This is a genomic window from Pedobacter sp. 05L430, from assembly GCF_056397585.1.
This window is the reverse complement of sequence record NZ_JBFTNT010000511.1, coordinates 1-1,537: the sequence shown is the minus strand read 5'-3', so window position 1 is coordinate 1,537 and position 1,537 is coordinate 1. Positions and strand designations below refer to the sequence as shown.

The 1,537-nt window shown below is 35.9% G+C and carries 3 protein-coding genes; all 3 read right to left on the bottom strand.

Annotated elements, in window-relative coordinates:
* Positions 1–197, bottom strand: a 197-nt coding sequence (locus tag AC1DG9_RS26930) for an acyl carrier protein (RefSeq protein ID WP_477635676.1), incomplete at its 3' end; no start/stop codon positions are given.
* A gap of 60 nt (positions 198–257) precedes the next feature.
* The gene (locus tag AC1DG9_RS26925; RefSeq protein ID WP_337717748.1) at positions 258–1,010 is read right to left on the bottom strand and encodes a suppressor of fused domain protein; all 753 of its coding nucleotides are present in this window, start codon (positions 1,008–1,010) and stop codon (positions 258–260) included.
* Between the two features lie 56 nt (positions 1,011–1,066).
* Positions 1,067–1,537: hypothetical protein (locus AC1DG9_RS26920; RefSeq protein WP_477635675.1), on the bottom strand; the 471-nt coding region annotated here is incomplete at its 5' end.

The window sequence follows — 1,537 nt, the reverse complement described above, 5'->3', positions numbered from 1 at the left end:
GTACATCCGTTATTATTGGCTAACTCAACTTTAGAGAAAATCACATCACACATTTCGCCAYATGTGGTTACTTTGAGAAAGTCATCATGATCAAACTTAATTTCAAATGAATGTTCGATTTGCATCAATATATCCTCAAGATCTTCGCTGTCAATCTCTTCAAATCTATTGTAATTTGTATCCGGGTGTTTGTTCATATTAGTGGAATATGAGACCTATTCTAATTAAATAAATTCGGTATGACAAGGGAGCACACATTACCAAAGCCCAAGAAATTTCTTCCTTGCACAAGTATTTATTCGATTAACATCAATAACGGTACTAACCCTAAATTCTCGAAATTTATCTAATAGTGCATCAGATCCTTTATTAAGTTTGTAATTCATCTCTTCTTTGTAAATTGGGTACAGTGAGTAAAAGTTTATCACCTTATTTTCGCTAATTTCCAGCTGAGTAAACTCAGAAGGAAGATTATTTGATGGGAAAACAAACATACAACCCAGTTTAGTATTCTCTGAAAATGGTTCGGCTTTTTCCCCATTTGGAATGGTATGATATGGCCCTATCCATGTGTCATATTCATGTGGAAATCGGGCAATACTCTTCAACCACCTAACTGGCCAATAATTGTTCTCATCACTAAATATTTCTTCCATAAGTGCGTAAGATTCAGCGTTAATTTTCCAACTGGAAGGTAGTAATACGCAAAGTTCAGCGTATTGCAAATTATCAGCTTCTTCGGGAACGTTCATAGGCTTATCACTCATTCCACTTGTAACCAATGTATGATACGGGCGGTGTTCAGTCGGTTTAACCCAGTGAACGTCTATATGCACTTTATCGGATACAATTTCGTGAAATACGGACTCGATCTTGCCTACATGCTTTTCAATATGATTTGAAATGGCATCAATGTTATCTCCATCTCCGATTGCCGGCTCAAATCCTTTAGGAATATGATTCTCATATCTGTGGACATTGCTACCACCCGAAGTTATTTCATCGCTCATACAAGAAAAAGTTTAATGCAATTTATTGTTTTTTTCGATAAAAGGAAGTGCTACAACTACTCCGTTAAATAAAATATTCTAAGGTACTTACTAACGGTTCCATTGTCACTTTCAGCCTCTTTGTCATCAATCAATAGCTTATTGATATCATACATACCTTCATTTAATGCAAAACTAAGTTCATAGGGTTTGCTATCACCAAGCTTTAGAAGAATCTTGGTGTCTTTTGAGTTTCTTAAAAAATTAAGTCCTACGAATAGCGAATTGAAATTGAACTTTTCTTCGCCATAAGAAAATGGAGGTCTGATACTAAAGTTAACGGGAGTCTCGGTTCCATCTCCCGATTTTTGGAATACTTTAATTTCATCTTTCGAGTATGCCCCCTCGATTTTGTCATTTAGCAGGTCAGCACCTGTGCTGCTTTTTATAACCAATTTTAATTCAGGTTCGGTTATAGGTGAACAGGCGCATAGCCCACCCCCACCAATATTATTTTTTTTGCATCCTAGATTAGCGATAAATAGTAT

Excerpts from the sequence above, each read along its gene's own strand:
- AC1DG9_RS26925 (WP_337717748.1), bottom strand. The coding sequence starts at position 1,010 with ATGAGCGATGAAATAACTTCGGGTGGTAGCAATGTCCACAGATATGAG.